This window comes from Pseudomonas sp. N-1-13, from assembly GCF_057787095.1.
This window is the reverse complement of the sequence record NZ_JBYNRI010000001.1, coordinates 3,258,777-3,274,579: the sequence shown is the minus strand read 5'-3', so window position 1 is coordinate 3,274,579 and position 15,803 is coordinate 3,258,777. Positions and strand designations below refer to the sequence as shown.

Genomic DNA, 15,803 nt, shown 5'->3' with positions numbered 1-15,803 from the left:
ACAGGACCCGTAATGCCTGAAACCGTAATGCCTGAAACCACCGGGCTGCCCACCCGGCGCGGTCGTCCGCCGGTGCGCAGCCGTCAGGAGCAGATGACCTCGCTGTTGGATGCGGCGGCGCAGGCGCTTGGCAGCGGCAATTTTGCCAACGTCACCATGGATGCTATCGCCCGCGCCGCCGGGATCTCCAAGAAGACCCTGTACCTGTTGGTGGCGAGCAAGGAAGCGTTGCTCTCGCAACTGGTGGCCAGGGACTTGTCCACCCTTGAACTGCTGTTGGAAAGCGGTATTGATTGCGCCGAGGACCTGCTCAGCGAGTTGCGCATGTACCTGACGTTATGGGCGCGCCTGACCCTGTCGCCGTTGGCGCTGGGGCTCTACCTGTTGGCTGCCCAGGGACGCGAAACGGCGCCGGGCCTTGCCAGGATCTGGTATCAGGAAGGTGCCGGGCGCTGCCTGAGCTTGTTGCGCGGCTGGCTGGGCAAGGCCGCCGGCAAGGGATTGTTGGCACACGAAGATGTCGAGTCAGCGGTGGAGCTGATCGACTCGCTGTTGATTTCCCAGCCGCTCAAGCTGTTCACCCTGGGGGTCCAACAGGCCTGGTCCGACGAGCAGATCGAGCAGCGGGTCGAGGTGACCTTGGGCCTGTTCGGCCGCTGCTTTATCCATCGATCATCTACGCCATAAGGCGCGCCTATTCGCTGGCCGAGCGTCGCGACAGGCGATAGGACAACTGAGCACGGGTCAGACCCAGACGGCGGGCCGCTTCAGAGACGTTGCCTTTCACTTCGCCCAGGCAGTGGTCAATGATGGTGTCCTCGATCTCTTGCAACGACAGCCGGCTCGGGTCCTTGCCGCCGAACAGCTCCAGACTCGCACCACTGCCGGTACTGGCTGCGGCGCTCGTTGCATGGCGGGCCGGCGGCGGGTCGTTGGGGCTCGCAGCCAGTTGGCCACGGGTGCCGATGGAGAACATGGGCTGGGCCAGGCGTTCACCGCTGGTAAACAAGTGCGCCAGGTCGATGGCGCCGCCGTCCGGGGCGCTGATCACGCCGCGCTCCACCAGGTTCTGTAGCTCGCGGATATTGCCCGGAAAGTCATAGGCCAGCAGCGTATCGGCCGTGCGCGGCGTGAAGCCGCTGATCTGCCGACCATGGCGCTGGGTGAAGCGATGCAGGAAGTGGGTCATCAGCAGCGGGATGTCTTCCTTGCGTTCGCGCAGCGGCGGCAGATGGATCGGAAATACATTCAAGCGAAAGAACAGGTCTTCACGGAACTCGCCCCGTTGCGCGGCGGCGCGAAGGTCGACGTTGGTCGCAGCGACCACCCGTACATCGACTTTCAACGTGCGGCTGCCACCGACTCGCTCGACTTCGCCCTCCTGCAAGGCGCGCAGCAGCTTGCCCTGGGCCACCAGGCTGAGGGTGGCGATCTCGTCAAGGAACAGGGTGCCGCCATCGGCACGCTCGAAGCGCCCGGCGCGCGATTGAGTGGCTCCGGTGTAGGCACCGCGCTCGACGCCGAACAGCTCCGACTCCATCAGGTTTTCCGGGATGGCAGCGCAGTTTATGGCGACGAAGGGTTCATCGTGGCGCGGGCTGATGCGGTGCAGCATCCGCGCAAACATTTCCTTGCCGACGCCGGACTCGCCAGTGAACAGCACCGTTGCCTGGGTCGGCGCGACCCGTCGCAACATGTGGCAGGCGGCGTTGAAGGCCGAGGAAATCCCCACCATGTCGCTGTCTTGTGCGGGAGTCGGATCAACCAGCAAACTGGTCGGCAGGGCGCCTTTATCGCTGCGGCTATGGGCTGTCACGCTGCGTCCGCCGGTGCTGACGAAAGGTTCGGCGTTCAGGTCGGCCAGGTCCGCTTCGGCGTCGTCCCATTCCTCCGCGGGTTTTCCAATCAGCCGGCAAATGCTGGAACCGGTGGAACGGCATTCGACCTCGCGGTAGAGAATCAGCCGGCCGACCATCGCCGAGGTGTACCCGGTGGCATAGCCGGTCTGCATCCAGCAGGCCGGTTCGGTGCCGATGCCGTATTGGGCGATGTGCTCGTCGTCCTCGCTGGAGTGATGCCAGAGGAATTCGCCGTAATAGGTGCCCAGGTTCATGTCGAATTCGAAATGCACCGGCTCGACCTTCACCGCGCCTTCGATCGCATGAATGATCGGACCGGCGGCGAACAGCGCCAGGATGTCGGCCTCGGGGAAGCGCTCCTTGATCAGGGCGGCGTCCCGGGCGCCGCAATGGTAGCCGGTGCGCAACATGATGCCTCGGGCGCGGGCCAGGCCCATGCTTTCAATCAGTTCTCGGCGTAGCGCGCCGATGCCGCTGTTGTGGATCAGCAGCATGCGCGCGCCGTTCAACCAGATGCGGCCGTCGCCCGGACTGAACATCAGGCATTCAGTCAGGTCCTGCAGGGTAGGCGGCGCCCCTGGTGGCAACTGCTCGCTGGCACCCCGCACGGGTTTGTTTGGCGTTGCGCGAGAGAGTTCGGCCAGGGAAATCAGCTTGTTCGCCATCACAAATCCTTAAACGGGATAATCATAATCCGCATAGTGCAGCATGAAATTGCTGAAATCATCACTTTTTTCACACGCCTGAATCCCCCCTCAAGATACCCACATGCCTCTGTTTGCGCTGGATGCCGCGTGCTTGAGCGGTTGCCTTGCGATTACTCAGAGATGGCATATCGCTTGCTACAACTAGTTACCGAGATTAACTAATTCGGCAATAACAATATGGCTTGGCTGTCGCCGCCTTCGAGCAGGCAGTACAAGCAAGAATCGGGAAGCCCGTATGAAGTTGACCAACAAGAGGATAGTCGTGACCGGGGTTTCCTCGGGCATCGGCGCCGAAACCGCGAGGATCCTGCGTGCCCACGGGGCCATCGTCATCGGCATGGATCGCAATGAGCCCAACCTGAGCCTGGACGATTTCATCCAGGCTGATCTCAGCCACCCGGATGTCATCGATGCGGCCGTGCAGCAGTTGCCGCAGGCGCTCGACGGCCTGTGCAACATTGCAGGAGTCCCCGGTACCGCCGATCCGCAAGCGGTTGCCCAGGTCAATTACCTGGGGGTGCGCCATCTCTGTGGGGCAGTGCTACCGCGCATTGTTACCGGAGGCAGCATCGTCAACGTCGCCTCGATTCTGGGTGCGCAATGGCCGCAGCGCCTGGACTTGCACAAGGCCCTGGCCGATACCCAAAGCTTTGCCCATGGCCAGGCCTGGCTGGCCGAGCATCCGGTGCCTCGGGAGAGCTGCTACCAGTATTTCAAAGAGGCCTTGATCGTCTGGAATTACCAGCAGTCCCAACCCTGGTTCCTGCAGACCTCTGTGCGCATGAACTGCGTGGCGCCGGGCCCGGTGTTCACGCCCATCCTGGGTGATTTCGTCAGCATGCTCGGTCAAGAGCGCGTCGAGGCTGACGCTCATCGTATGAAGCGCCCGGCCTACGCCGATGAAGTGGCGGCTGCCATCGCCTTTCTGTGTGCCGACGAATCGCGCTGGATCAATGGCGTCAATCTGCCGGTCGATGGTGGCCTGGCGTCCACCTACATCTGAACGAGGAGCCCTGGGCGAGTGACCACCGGCCGACTACGAGCGAACGGCCAGTTCAAAAAACATGCTTCCAACAACAAGAACAATGAGGAACACCATGCACAACTCTCGATGCTATCCAGGCTTCAAGCGTTCAGCCCTGGCACTCTCGGTCTGCCTGGCCGGCTGGGCCTCCCAGCCCCAGGCTGCGCAAATAGACTTGGGCGACAGTCAATGGCGCCTGCGCTGGGATAACACCCTCAAATACAGCCAGGCGTGGCGTCTGCAAGGGGCCGACGACAATCTGGTCAACGCGCCGACGGCGGGGGGCCTGTACCCCTCGATCCAGAGTCAGGGCGACAAGAATTTCAGCAGCGGCCTGGTCTCCAACCGCCTGGACCTGTTCAGTGAGATGGACCTGAGCCGGGAAAACTATGGCCTGCGCCTCAGCGGCGCGGCCTGGTACGACGATATCTACAACAAGAACACCGACAGCAGCGAGCAACGGCACTTTCTCGACGATACCCGCGAACTGCACGGGCGCGACGCCGAATTGCTTGACGCCTTCGTGTTTGTGCGGGGTGATGTCGGCGAGTCGAGCCAGGGCACCGTGCGGCTGGGCCGGCATAGCCTGATTTATGGCGAAAGCCTGTTCTACGGGGGCAACGGCATTGCCAATGCCCAGGGGCCGAGCGATATCGTCAAGCTGCTCAGCGTACCCGGCACCCAGTTCAAGGAAATCCTGCGTCCGGTCAATCAGGTGTCCGGGCAGTTGCAGATCAACCCGCAGTTGTCTGTGGGTGCCTACTATCAGTTCGAATGGGAGCGTTCCAACCTGCCGGGGGCGGGCAGCTACCTGAGTGACAACGATGGTATCGGCGAAGGTTCCGGCGACTGGACCCAGGTGTTTGGCAACACCACCGTGCATGCCTCCGATATCGAGGCCAGGAACTCCGGCCAAGGCGGCATGCAACTGCGCTACAAGCCCGAAGGCACCGAACTGGAACTGGGCTTCTACGCTGCCAAGTATCACGACAAGGCGCCGAGCGCGCTCTATGCCTATCTGGACGGTGCAGCGGCCGCGGCCACCGGGCTGCCGATCCTGGGGTCCTATCGCCAGGTTTACGCCGAAGACATCAAAACCCTCGGCGCCAGCTTCTCCACGGCTTATGGCCCGTTCAATTTCGCCGGCGAAACCTCGGTGCGCTGGGACGCACCGCTGGTGAGCAACCTGCAGGTGGTGACACCTGCCATGGCGGCGGACAACAACGGCGATGCGCTCTACGCCAAGGGCAAGACCGCCCACGTCAACCTCTCGACCATCTATCTGCTGTCGCCCGGCCCGCTGTGGGATGGTGGTTCGGTGCTCGCCGAACTGGCCTGGAACCGCACCCTCAGCGTCACCGACAACCGCGCGGCATTGGACGCCAACACCACCCGGGACGCCACGGCGCTGCGCGTGCTGGCCGAACCGGCTTATTTCCAGGTGGCCGACGGTCTCGACCTGAGCGTACCGATGGGTTTTGGCGTGGTCCTCGATGGGCGCTCCTCAGCGGTCAGCAAGGCCGGGTTCGGCAATACCCACGCAGGCGACTGGAGTGTCGGTGTCAAAGCCACTTACCTGCAACGCTGGGACTTCGGCATCAACTACGTGAACTTCTTCGGCAAGAAGGAGGCAGGGCTGCGCGAGGACGGCAACTTCAGCTACGGGCAATCGCTGGCCGACCGTGACTTTGTCTCCATGTATGTGAAAACCACATTCTAATAAGAGGTTTCATTCGTTATGCACAGCAACCTTTCCTTGCGTATTTCGGCCTTGGCCATTGCCTTGCTCAGTGCCGGCCTGGTGCACGCGGCCGTTTCCCCGGAGCAGGCCGCACGCCTGAACTCGGACCTCACCCCCCTTGGCGCCGAGCGCGCCGGCAACAAAGACGGCAGCATTCCGGAATGGACAGGTGGCTACACCACAGCACCGGCCGGCTACAAGAATGGCGATAAACGCGCTGATCCGTTCGCCGCCGACAAGCCGCTGTACTCGGTCAGCGCGTCCAACATGGCGCAGTACGCCGACCAATTGGCCGAAGGCACCAAAGCCCTGTTGCAGAAGTATCCCGCTTACCGTCTGGACGTCTATCCCACCCGGCGCAGTGCCGCAGCGCCTCAGTGGGTGTATGACAACACCCTGAAAAACGCTACCCGCGCGAACCTTGAGGTGGCCACCGAAAAGGTCAGCGGCGCCTATGGCGGGATCCCATTTCCATTGCCGCAAAACGGCGCCGAGGTGCTGTGGAACTACCGCCTGTCCTGGCAAGGCGGAGACACCTTCTATTCGCCTTTTGATACCTGGCTGATGACCGCAGGCGGCAAGAAAATCCAGGCCACCCGCGCGCGCTTCTGGTACCAGCAACCCTACTACTTCAAAGACGGCAGCCTGGAAACCTTCGCAGGCAAGTTTCTGATTGGCAAACTGGCCACGGAGCAACCGTCCTCCAAGGCCGGCGAGGGTCTGATGACCCACTGGGACATGGACCCCGGCAAACGTGCCGCCTGGCAGTACCTGGTCGGCCAGCGCCGGGTGCGTCGTGCGCCGAACGTTGCCTACGATACGCCGGACTTCGTCACCTCGGGCGTCGGTTTCTTCGACGAGGCCTTCATGATCTTCGGTCCGACCGACCGCCACGACCTCAAGCTGGTTGGCAAGAAAGAGTTGCTGGTGCCCTACAACAACAACCGCGCGGCAGCAGCGAGCAGCGACGAGTTGCTCAAGCCAGGCTTCCTCAACCCGGATCTGGTGCGGTGGGAGAAGCATCGGGTGTGGGTCGTGAGCGCGACACTCAAGGATGGCAAACGTCATGTGGTGCCCAAGCGCACCTATTACGTGGACGAGGACTCGTGGCAAGTACTGCTGCTCGACGGCTATGACGCCCAAGGCAAGTTGGGGCGGCATAACTATTCGCTGACGTTGCTGGCGCCTGAAATGCCCGCGCTGACCGCTCAGATGATGTGGGGCAGCTACAACCTGGAGACCGGCGCCTACTTCCTGAACTCCTCGGCCAACGACCTGGATGTGCAGTACCAGAGCTATCCGCGTCCGCCGTCCGCGTTCTTCACCCCTGACGCCATGGCCAGCGACAGTATGCGCTAAGCAATTGTGCAAGGCGCCGGAGCCCAGGCATCGGCGCCTTGTGCGATCAGCGGTTGGATAATTCTTATGCGGCGGTTGGAGCGGACATGATCGGTAATTTTTCACTCATGCGGGCGCTACCGGTGGCCTTGCTGCTGGCTGCGTTATCAGTGTCAGGCTGGGCGACGGCCAGCCCGGGCATAGCACTACTCAACCAGCCGGCCTTGCAAAGTGCCAAGGCACCCCGTGCGGTGCTGCTGGCGGTAACCCGGGCGGGCGATCGGCTGGTGGCGGTCGGCGAACGCGGCATCGTGCTGCTCTCTGATGACTCCGGCCAGAGCTGGCGCCAGGCCCGTGTGCCGGTCAGCGTCAGCCTGACGGCGGTGCAGTTCGTGGATGCCGAACGGGGCTGGGCTGTCGGTCATCTGGGCGTGATTCTTCACAGCACCGACGGTGGCGAAACCTGGGTCAAGCAACTCGATGGTGTCGCAGCGGCGCACCTGGCGCTGGTTTCGGCTCAACAAGGCAACGACGCCAAGCGGCTCAAGGACGCCGAGTGGCTGATCGCCGATGGCCCGGACAAGCCGTTTCTCGACCTGTATTTCAGCGACCGTCGCAACGGTTATGTGGTCGGCGCCTATGGCCTGATTCTGCGTACCGCTGACGGTGGCGACAGTTGGCAGCCGTGGATGCAGCAGGTGGATAACCCCGAGGGCCTCAACCTGTACGGCATTCGCCCGGCAGGCGGTGCGCTATTCATCGTCGGCGAACGCGGTCTGCTGCTGCGTTCGACTGACAACGGGAGCCGCTTCGAGGCCCTCGATTCACCCTATGACGGCAGTTTTTTCGGTGTGCAGGGCAGCTCGGCCGGAGAGTTGTTGGCCTTCGGTCTGCGCGGCAATGCTTATTGGTCGGGCGACCAGGGTGTGAGTTGGCGGCGGATCGAGACGGGGCTGGAAGTGGCTTTGTCGGCCGGCACTCGCTCGCCTGATGGCACGTTGATCCTGGCCAGCCAGGCCGGCGATCTGCTGCTCAGCCTCGATCGAGGCCGCAGCTTGCGGCACTTGAAAGGACCGACCGGCACCTCGATCGCCGGCCTGGTGGCCGCCCCGGACGGCAGCTTGATTGGTGTCGGCCTCAGTGGCGTGACCCGCCTCAAGCATGACCTTTACTCGGCGCAACGTTGAAACACTTGCCAGAGCCCTATGCGGCCGTATTCGGAGTCCGATGTGAACGACCATAATCCCGCCCTCGAACAGCAAGTGGTAATCGCCCGTCTGGAGGATTTCGATCCGCGTTCCGGAAACATGGGCGAGCGGGCGATCTTCAATCATCGCCCCTGGGTGATTCTGCTCTGCCTGCTGGCCACCCTGGTGCTGGGTTACCAGGCTAGCAAGATCGGTCTCAATGCCAGTTTCGAAAAAACCATTCCGACGTCGCACCCTTACGTCGCCAATTTCCTTGAGCGACGCAGCGAATTGAGCGGCCTGGGTAACTCAGTGCGCATTGCCGTGGCGGTCAAGGACGGCAACATCTTCGACAAGGATTACCTCGACGTTCTCGCCAGGCTCAACGACGAGATCTATTTGCTGCCGGGTGTCGACAAGCCTTATATGAAGTCGCTCTGGACGCCGACCACGCGCTGGACGGCCGTGACAGAGGAGGGCCTTGATGGCGGCACGGTGATCCCGGACACCTATGACGGTTCCGCCGCCAGTCTGGAGCAGGTGCGCACCAACGTTGCCCGCTCCGGCGAGATCGGCCAACTGGTGGCGGGCAACTTTCAGTCCAGCGTGATATTCGTGCCGCTGCTGGAAATCAATCCCGTGACCGGCAAGGCGCTGGATGCCGGCGAATTTTCCCGGCAGCTGGAAGCTTTGCGCGACAAATACCAGAGCGATCGAATCCAGATCCACATCACTGGGTTCACCAAGATCATCGGCGACCTGATTGCCGGACTGGTCCAGGTCATGCTGTTTTTCGTGGTTGCCGTGCTGGTGACGGTCGTGGTGCTCTACTGGTACACCCGTTGTGCCCGCAGCACCGCGCTGGTGGTGCTCTGCTCCCTGGTGGCGGTGCTCTGGCAGGTCGGGCTGCTCGCCAGCCTTGGTTACGACCTGGATCCCTATTCGGCGTTGGTGCCTTTTCTGGTGTTCGCCATCGGCATGAGCCACGGCGCGCAGAAGATGAACGGCATCATGCAGGACATCGGTCGTGGCACGCACCGGGTGGTCGCCGCGCGTTATACCTTCCGCCGCTTGTTTGCCGCCGGCATGACCGCGTTGCTTTGTGATGCGGTGGGGTTCGCGGTGCTGATGGTGATCAAGATCCGCGTGATCCAGGACCTGGCGATTACCGCCAGCATCGGAGTGGCGGTGCTGATCTTCACCAACCTGATCCTGCTGCCGATTCTGCTCAGCTATATCGGTGTCGGCGCCAAGGCGGCCGAGCGCAGCTTGCGGGCCGAAACCGCTGAGTTGAAAGCAAACGTCAAGCATCCGCTCTGGAGTTTCCTCGACCTGTTCACCCGGCGCTCCTGGGCTTACGGCGCTTGCCTGGTGGGCCTGGCGCTGGCGGTCGGCGGTTTCGCCGTCAGCCTGCACCTGAAAATCGGCGATCTGGACCCAGGCGCTCCGGAGCTGCGTCCAGACTCGCGCTACAACCGCGATGCGGCTTTCATGACGCAGAACTACGCGGCCAGTTCGGACATTTTCGTGGTCATGGTCAAAACCCCGGAAGACCAATGCACCCGCTATCCGACCCTGGCGGCGGTGGATGCTTTGGCCTGGCAACTGGAGCAATTGCCGGGCGTCGAGTCGACCAACTCCATGGCGGCCCTGAGCAAGATCGCCGCCGCCGGATATAACGAGGGCAACTTCAAATGGTACGAGTTGATTCCCAATGACGGGGCCCTCGGCGCGGTACAGACCCGTGCGCCGCGTGAGCTGTTCAACCAGGGCTGTTCGCTGCTCTCGCTTTACGTCTACCTGGCCGACCACAAGGCTGACACTCTGGAGCGGGTGGTGCAGACCAGCGAAGCCTTTGTCGCCCAGCAGCAACTGCCGGACGTGAAGTTTATGCTCGCTGCGGGGAGCGCCGGCATCGAGGCAGCCACCAACATTGTGGTGAAGAAGGCCATGCGCGAGATGCTGTTCTGGGTCTACGGTGCCGTGATCCTGCTTTGCTGGGTGACCTTCCGTTCCTGGCGCGCGGTACTCGCCGCGGTGCTGCCGCTGATGCTCACCTCGATCCTCTGCGAGGCGCTGATGGTGGGTCTGGGCATGGGCGTGAAGGTGGCGACTTTGCCGGTGATCGCCCTCGGGGTGGGCATTGGGGTCGACTACGCGCTGTATGTGCTGAGCGTGATCCTGACCCACATGCGCGCCGGCGCCACGCTGTCCGAGGCCTATTACCGCGCGCTGCTGTTCACCGGCAAGGTGGTTCTGCTGACCGGCGTCACCCTGGCTATCGCCGTGGCGACCTGGGCTTTCTCGCCGATCAAGTTCCAGGCCGACATGGGCATCCTGCTGGCCTTCATGTTCCTGGTGAACATGCTCGGCGCGCTGATCCTGTTGCCGGCACTGGCGTACTTCCTGTTGCCACAAAGGCTGTTCGCAAAAAAGCCTGAGGCCGCCGGCGTGTTGCAGCCGGTCGGGGAGGGCTGACTGACGGTCCGCTGGCAACCGAAGGGCCAGACCAGGCAAGCCAATGCGGCTTGCCTGGTCTGGCCATTTCCACGATCCGATGGAGACAAGTCAAAACGGTTTTTCTGCCGTTTATCTGGCGTCAAAACATAATCTTTCACGCCGTATTTAGCCTTCAGCCAACTCGCCGATACCCTCAATAAGGTCCGATCGATTTGTGGGTTCGCCGAGGGTACGTCATGTTTAATTCAACGCTGAAAAGTGAATTGATGGCTAGGACAGCCGAATTGGCAACGTACAAAGGATTGGTGGGTGCTCTGGAGCGGTCGATGGCCGTTGTGGAGTTCAGCCCAGATGGCAAGGTACTGCGCGCCAATGAGAATTTCTTGCATACGATGGGGCATCGGGCAGATCAACTGGCCGGTATGTCTCATCGGGATTTCTGCACGCCCGCGCTGGTCAGCAGCGCCGAGTATCGTCAGTTCTGGGACCGCCTGCGGTCCGGTCAATTCGTGTCCGGCACTTTTCAGCGAGTCAATGGCAAGGGTGGGAATGTCTGGCTGGAGGCCAGCTATAACCCGGTAGTGGACGAACAAGGCCGCGTTGTAAAAGTGGTCAAATATGCACTCGACGTCACCGCGCGGGTAGCAAACGAGGCGCAAACCCAAGGCAAGCTGGCCGCACTCGATCGCGCTATGGCGGTGATCGAATTCGATCTGAACGGCAACATCCTGACCGCTAACGACAACTTCCTCAGTGTCATGAATTACTCGCTGGCGGAACTCAAAGGCAAGCACCACCGGCTGTTCTGCGAGCAGGAGCTGGTGAGCAGCTCCGAATACAGCGATTTCTGGCGTCGCCTCAATAGCGGTGAATTTTTCAGTGGTCAATTCAAACGTCTGGGCAAGCACGGCAAGGTTGTCTGGTTGGAGGCCAGTTACAACCCGGTCTACGATGCCGAAGGCAAGCTGAGCAAAATCATCAAGTTCGCCAGTGACATCAGCGAACGAGTCGAGAAATTCGAAGAGGATTCGCGCGGCGCTTCCCGTGCCTACCACATCTCTGCCGAGACCGAGAAAGTCGCTGAACAGGGCTCGCAAGTGATTCAGCAGACGGCCAAGGAAATGCGCCAGATCGCTGACAATATCGGGGCCTCTGCACGATTGGTCGGCCAGTTGGGCGCGCGTTCTGAAGAGATCACGGCCATCGTCAATACCATTCGCGGCATCGCCGACCAGACCAACCTGCTTGCCCTTAACGCGGCCATCGAAGCGGCGCGGGCCGGCGATCAAGGGAGAGGGTTTGCGGTAGTCGCCGATGAAGTCCGGCAACTGGCCGGGCGCACCAGCCGTTCGACGGCCGAGATTGCCGAGATGATCGGCCTGATTCTGTCTGAAACCCGTGACGCCGTCGCCAGCATGACGGTGACCCAGGAGGGCGCCCTGCGTGGCGTAACCCTGGCCGATCAGGCCGGATCGGTTATTCTGCAGATCAGAACCGGTACCAGTGACGCACTCGAAGCGGTGAGCATGTTTGCCTCCAAACTCGATGAGTCCGAGGTCATCCCGAAAACGGCCATCGGCTGGGTAGGTTGATGCGTATGGGCGGCCCGAACCTCCTCACCAGCCTTTGACGCCGCTCATATCAGGCAACTTGTGAGCGATGCCCTTGTGGCAATCGATGCAGGTTGCCTCGCCATTGGCCAGTGAGGTCGAGTGCATGCTCGAGGCGCGCTTGCTTTGCCGGGTGAAGTCCATGAATTCGAAGTTGTGACAATTGCGGCATTCTCGCGAGTCGTTGGCCTTGAGTCGGGCCCATTCGTGCTCGGCCAGTTCACGTCGCAGGGCGAGGAATTTGTCGCGGGTGTCGATGGTACCGAAAATCTTGCCCCAGACCTCCTTGGAGGCCTGCATCTTGCGCGCGATCTTATGGGTCCACTCGTGTGGCACGTGACAGTCCGGACAACTGGCGCGTACGCCGGAGCGGTTGGTGTAGTGGATCGTGTCCTTGAGCTCGACAAACACGTTGTCACGCATTTCATGGCAGGACACGCAGAACGTCTCGGTATTGGTCGCCTCCAGTGCAGTGTTGAAGCCGCCCCAGAAAACGATACCGGCGATAAAGCCCCCAAGCGTCAGGAAACCCAGGCTGTAATACAGGCTCGGACGACGCAGGACGCCCCAGTAGTCCTTGAGCAAGGCGAACAGTGCTTTCATGTTGCCTCCTCAAGGTTTCTTCGTGGCGTTGGCGTTGTCTTGCAGCAGTTTGTCGATTGTCTCGAAATTGTTTCCCACCAAAGGCTTCACGTCCGCCTGCGGTACATGGCACTGGTTGCAGAAGTACCGACGTGGTGAGACGGCCGCCAGCGCTTGGCCATCGCGGTCCATGTAGTGGGTGATGCTGATCATCGTTGCCTGGGTCCGTGCGCTGTTGGCACGGCTGTGACAGGACAGGCACTTGTTGCCGTTCGCGTCGACCTGATAGCCACGGATGGTGTGGGGAATGGTCGGCGGCTGATCCGGGTAATTACGCTCGCGTTTGAGGTCTTTGTTTTCTTCATCGGTAATGGGCGGGGCGGGCATGTTCTGGGACAGAGTGCCGCCGGGGCGACGCCCATCCGGAGCTGGCGCGTCGAGCGGGTAGTTGATTTCAGCCGCGATCACCACGCCAATCGCGGCAAGCAGAAACAAGGGCAGCATTCGAAAAAGCATCAGGGTTCTCCTCAGGCCACGCTGACCAACTCGATGCGTATCGCGCACTTTTTGTAGTCGGTTTGCTTGGAGATCGGGTCGGTGGCATCGAGCGTGACCTTGTTGATCAGCTTGTTGGCGTCGAAAAACGGCACGAATACCAATCCTTGAGGCGGCTTGTTGCGCCCGCGGGTTTCGATGCGCGCACGGATCTCACCGCGTCGGCTGATCAGCTTCACTTCACTGCCGCGCCGTGCTTTCAAGGCCTTGGCATCCTCGGGATGCATGTACACCAGCGCATCCGGCACGGCTTTGTAGAGTTCTTCGACTCGCTGGGTCATGCTGCCCGTGTGCCAGTGTTCAAGAACGCGCCCGGTGCTCAGCCAGAACGGGTAGTCCGCATCCGGTGCCTCGGCCGGCGGTTCGTAGGGGAGGGCGAAAATGATCGCCTTCTTGTCCGGATAGCCATAGAACTGCACCTCGCTGCCTTTCTCCACATAGGGGTCCAGCCCCTCGCGATAACGCCAGCGGGTTTCCTTGCCATCCACCACCGGCCAGCGCAGGCCCCGTTCACTGTGGTAACGGTCAAATGCGGCAAGGTCATGTCCATGGCCGCGACCGAATTGGGCGTACTCCTCGAACAGCCCCTTCTGCGGGTAAAACCCAAAGGCCTTGGCTTCATCGTTTTTGTAGCCGGCTTCCAACTGCTCGACGGGGAACTGGTCCACCTGGCCATTTTTGAACAGCACCTCGAAGAGGGTCTTGCCCTTGAGCTCAGGTGCCTTGGCGAGCAATTCGGCGGGCCAGGTTTCATCGGTGGTGAAGCGCTTGGAAAATTCCATCAACTGCCACAGGTCCGACCGGGCGTCTCCCGGTGCCGTCACCAACTGATGCCAGAATTGCGTGCGTCGTTCAGCGTTACCGAAGGCGCCTTCCTTCTCCACCCACATGGCGCTGGGCAGAATCAGGTCGGCGGCCTGGGCGGAAACGGTGGGGTAGACGTCGGAGACAATCATGAAATTGTCCGGGTTGCGCCAACCCGGCAGGACTTCCTGCATGATGTTCGGTCCGGCCTGCATGTTGTTGCTGGCCTGGGTCCAGCACACGTTGAGCACACCGTCCTTGAGCATGCGGCTCTGTTCCACCGCGTGGAAGCCGGGCTTTTCCTGGATGGTGCCGGCGGGCAGCTTCCAGATTTTCTCGGCGGTGGCGCGATGCTTGGGATTGGTGACCACCAGGTCGGCCGGTAGTCGGTGGGAAAAAGTCCCCACTTCACGTGCCGTGCCACAGGCCGACGGTTGACCGGTCAACGAGAACGGGCTATTGCCCGGCTCACTGATCTTGCCGGTAAGCAGGTGGATGTTGTAGATCAGGTTGTTGGCCCAGACGCCACGCGTGTGCTGGTTGAACCCCATGGTCCAGAACGACACGACCTTACGCTTGGGGTCGGCATACAACTGCGCCAGGCTTTTCAGTCGCTCAGGTGCAACCCCCGTCTCCCTGGCGGTTCGCTCCAGCGTGTAAGGCTTGACGAAGGCGGCGTACGCCTCGAAGTCAATATCCGTCCAGGTGTTGGCCTTGCCGGCATTCTTCGCGCTGGTTTCCCGTGGGTCGTCAGGACGCAGACCGTAGCCGATGTCGTCGGCACCCCGGGCAAAGCGGGTGTGCTTGCTGATGAAATCCTGGTTCACCGCGCCGCTTTCAATGATGTGGTTGGCGATGTAGTTAAGAATCAGCAGGTCGGTTTGCGGCTTGAACACCATGGGGATGTCGGCCAACTCGAAACTGCGATGTTCGAAGGTGGACAGCACCGCCACTTTCACATGGGGCTGGCTCAGGCGGCGATCGGTGACCCGGCTCCAGAGCACCGGGTGCATCTCGGCCATGTTCGAGCCCCAGAGCACGAAGGCATCGGTGGCTTCGATGTCGTCATAACAACCCATGGGTTCATCGGCGCCAAAGGTGCGCATGAAACCCATCACCGCCGAGGCCATGCAATGGCGGGCGTTGGGGTCGATGTTGTTGGTGCGAAAGCCGGCCTTCATCAGTTTGTTGGCGGCGTAGCCTTCCCAGACCGTCCACTGTCCGGAGCCGAACATACCGACCGATTCGGGCCCCTTGCTTTTCAGGGCCTGCTTGAACTTCAGCTCCATGATGTCGAAGGCTTGCTCCCAACTGACCGGCTGGAATTCGCCCTGCTTGTCGTACTGACCGTTCTTCATGCGCAACAGCGGCTGGGTCAGGCGATCGACGCCATACATGATCTTTGAAAGAAAATAGCCTTTCACGCAGTTGAGCCCACGATTGACTTCGGCCTTCACGTCGCCATGGGTGGCGACCACCCGGTTATCCCGGGTCGCGACCATCACGCTGCACCCGGTGCCACAGAACCGGCAAGGCGCCTTGTTCCAGTCCAGGGTGACCATGTCCGCTTCGGTCACCAGGTTGCTGGCAGAGGTTACGATCGGCAGGCCCGCAGCGGCGGCTGCAATGGCGGCGGCCTGGGTCTTGACGAATGCACGGCGGGTCATGCTCATTCGATGTCTCCTTCGGGCTCGAGGAGTTCGTGATAGATCAACGCCGCGTTGAGTACGCCGGGCAGGTTGTTGATCTGGTCGATGCGTTGCAGGATCTGGTCTTCATGCACGGCTTCAAGCACTACCACCAGTTTTCCGGCGGCACTTTCCTGATGCAGCTCCAGGCCATCGAGCAGGCGCAGGTTGGCCTTGACCGCGTCGAACATCTCCGGTCGGGCAAGTACGACAAGACTGGCGATATGCAGGGTTTCGTCCATGAACGG

At 61.3% G+C, this 15,803-nt stretch carries 12 protein-coding genes and 1 pseudogene; 8 read left to right on the top strand and 5 right to left on the bottom strand.

Annotation, left to right across the window (positions count from 1 at the left end; all coding sequences use genetic code 11):
* Positions 1–12 precede the first annotated feature (12 nt).
* Entirely contained in the window at positions 13–687 is a 675-nt protein-coding gene (locus AC3I65_RS14775; protein ID WP_488523930.1) for a TetR/AcrR family transcriptional regulator, read from the top strand.
* Between the two features lie 7 nt (positions 688–694).
* Here the strand turns inward: AC3I65_RS14775 and AC3I65_RS14770 are convergent, their stop codons facing one another.
* The gene (locus AC3I65_RS14770; RefSeq protein WP_047225625.1) at positions 695–2,524 is read right to left on the bottom strand and encodes a sigma-54-dependent Fis family transcriptional regulator; all 1,830 of its coding nucleotides are present in this window, start codon (positions 2,522–2,524) and stop codon (positions 695–697) included.
* Between the two features lie 277 nt (positions 2,525–2,801).
* Here AC3I65_RS14770 and AC3I65_RS14765 point away from each other — a divergent pair, with 277 nt between their 5' ends.
* The 7 genes and pseudogenes from AC3I65_RS14765 (at position 2,802) to AC3I65_RS14735 (ending at position 11,908) form a co-directional block, all read left to right on the top strand.
* Positions 2,802–3,569, top strand: coding sequence for a coniferyl-alcohol dehydrogenase (locus AC3I65_RS14765; RefSeq protein WP_488523929.1), 768 nt, complete (start codon positions 2,802–2,804; stop codon positions 3,567–3,569).
* Positions 3,570–3,663: 94 nt separating this feature from the next.
* Positions 3,664–5,310 carry a DUF1302 domain-containing protein gene (locus AC3I65_RS14760; protein ID WP_076384270.1) on the top strand — a complete coding sequence of 549 codons (1,647 nt, stop codon included), beginning with the start codon at positions 3,664–3,666 and terminating at the stop codon, positions 5,308–5,310.
* A gap of 18 nt (positions 5,311–5,328) precedes the next feature.
* The gene (locus AC3I65_RS14755) at positions 5,329–6,690 is read left to right on the top strand and encodes a DUF1329 domain-containing protein (protein ID WP_107322802.1); all 1,362 of its coding nucleotides are present in this window, start codon (positions 5,329–5,331) and stop codon (positions 6,688–6,690) included.
* 86 nt (positions 6,691–6,776) lie between these two features.
* Positions 6,777–7,856, top strand: a complete 1,080-nt coding sequence (locus AC3I65_RS14750; RefSeq protein WP_488523928.1) for a WD40/YVTN/BNR-like repeat-containing protein — start codon at positions 6,777–6,779, stop codon at positions 7,854–7,856.
* A gap of 120 nt (positions 7,857–7,976) precedes the next feature.
* On the top strand, positions 7,977–10,334 hold the full coding sequence (locus tag AC3I65_RS14745) for an efflux RND transporter permease subunit (RefSeq protein ID WP_488524315.1): 2,358 nt from the start codon (positions 7,977–7,979) through the stop codon (positions 10,332–10,334).
* Positions 10,335–10,552: 218 nt separating this feature from the next.
* A pseudogene (locus AC3I65_RS14740) lies at positions 10,553–11,320 on the top strand (PAS domain-containing protein); the annotation flags it as partial.
* 93 nt (positions 11,321–11,413) lie between these two features.
* Complete coding sequence (locus AC3I65_RS14735; RefSeq protein ID WP_370695198.1) at positions 11,414–11,908, top strand: methyl-accepting chemotaxis protein; 495 nt, start codon at positions 11,414–11,416, stop codon at positions 11,906–11,908.
* Between the two features lie 24 nt (positions 11,909–11,932).
* On the opposite strand, the gene AC3I65_RS14730 is transcribed toward AC3I65_RS14735, so the two are convergent.
* Genes AC3I65_RS14730 through AC3I65_RS14715 form a run of 4 tightly spaced genes read right to left on the bottom strand, consistent with a single transcriptional unit; the run spans position 11,933 to position 15,797 of the window.
* Positions 11,933–12,529, bottom strand: a complete 597-nt coding sequence (locus AC3I65_RS14730) for a cytochrome c3 family protein (RefSeq protein WP_013692861.1) — start codon at positions 12,527–12,529, stop codon at positions 11,933–11,935.
* A gap of 9 nt (positions 12,530–12,538) precedes the next feature.
* Positions 12,539–13,024, bottom strand: coding sequence for a nitrate reductase cytochrome c-type subunit (locus AC3I65_RS14725; protein ID WP_047225631.1), 486 nt, complete (start codon positions 13,022–13,024; stop codon positions 12,539–12,541).
* An 11-nt stretch (positions 13,025–13,035) separates the two neighbouring features.
* A complete protein-coding gene (napA, locus tag AC3I65_RS14720; protein ID WP_139049864.1) occupies positions 13,036–15,540 on the bottom strand; it encodes a nitrate reductase catalytic subunit NapA in 2,505 nt (834 codons plus the stop codon).
* Positions 15,537–15,797: a chaperone NapD gene (locus tag AC3I65_RS14715; protein WP_047225633.1), complete on the bottom strand. Its 261-nt coding sequence runs from the start codon at positions 15,795–15,797 to the stop codon at positions 15,537–15,539. Before AC3I65_RS14715 ends, napA begins: the two co-directional genes overlap by 4 nt.
* Between the last annotated feature and the right edge of the window lie 6 nt (positions 15,798–15,803).

Excerpts from the sequence above, each read along its gene's own strand:
- AC3I65_RS14775 (WP_488523930.1), top strand. The coding sequence starts at position 13 with ATGCCTGAAACCGTAATGCCTGAAACCACCGGGCTGCCCACCCGGCGC.
- AC3I65_RS14770 (WP_047225625.1), bottom strand. The coding sequence starts at position 2,524 with ATGGCGAACAAGCTGATTTCCCTGGCCGAACTCTCTCGCGCAACGCCA.
- AC3I65_RS14765 (WP_488523929.1), top strand. The coding sequence starts at position 2,802 with ATGAAGTTGACCAACAAGAGGATAGTCGTGACCGGGGTTTCCTCGGGC.
- AC3I65_RS14760 (WP_076384270.1), top strand. The coding sequence starts at position 3,664 with ATGCACAACTCTCGATGCTATCCAGGCTTCAAGCGTTCAGCCCTGGCA.
- AC3I65_RS14755 (WP_107322802.1), top strand. The coding sequence starts at position 5,329 with ATGCACAGCAACCTTTCCTTGCGTATTTCGGCCTTGGCCATTGCCTTG.
- AC3I65_RS14750 (WP_488523928.1), top strand. The coding sequence starts at position 6,777 with ATGATCGGTAATTTTTCACTCATGCGGGCGCTACCGGTGGCCTTGCTG.
- AC3I65_RS14745 (WP_488524315.1), top strand. The coding sequence starts at position 7,977 with ATGGGCGAGCGGGCGATCTTCAATCATCGCCCCTGGGTGATTCTGCTC.
- AC3I65_RS14730 (WP_013692861.1), bottom strand. The coding sequence starts at position 12,529 with ATGAAAGCACTGTTCGCCTTGCTCAAGGACTACTGGGGCGTCCTGCGT.
- AC3I65_RS14725 (WP_047225631.1), bottom strand. The coding sequence starts at position 13,024 with ATGCTTTTTCGAATGCTGCCCTTGTTTCTGCTTGCCGCGATTGGCGTG.
- napA (WP_139049864.1), bottom strand. The coding sequence starts at position 15,540 with ATGAGCATGACCCGCCGTGCATTCGTCAAGACCCAGGCCGCCGCCATT.
- AC3I65_RS14715 (WP_047225633.1), bottom strand. The coding sequence starts at position 15,797 with ATGGACGAAACCCTGCATATCGCCAGTCTTGTCGTACTTGCCCGACCG.